1 pseudogene is annotated in these 288 nt (G+C 70.5%); it reads right to left on the reverse strand.

Features of this window, described 5'->3' with window-relative positions:
- Positions 1-288 (reverse strand): annotated as a pseudogene (locus PZE06_RS29040) (hypothetical protein); the annotation flags it as partial.

A 288-nucleotide genomic window follows, 5' to 3' on the forward strand; every position in this document is an offset into this window, starting at 1 on the left:
GACGAACCCCGCCGCCTGCACGGCGTCCTGCGTGTTCGCCAGCTGCCGCCAGTCGCTGAACACGACGGCCGAGGACCCCGGCTCGAGGATGCGCAGCGCCTCGCACATCCACAGCGTCGACCAGAGCCTGAAGCTGCGCTCGTCGCGCGCGTCGCCGGCGAACTCCGAGAGCGGTGCCGATCCGCTCTGCTGGTACTTGGTCGACGTGCCGGCTTTTCTGTCCGACCTCGTCGCGCCGCCCGAGCAGTACGGAGGGTCCGCCAGCAGCATGCCGCAGCTTTCGCTCGG

It is taken from the genome of Robertmurraya sp. DFI.2.37 (assembly GCF_029211245.1).
Lineage (GTDB): Bacteria > Bacillota > Bacilli > Bacillales > Cytobacillaceae > Robertmurraya > Robertmurraya methanolica_A.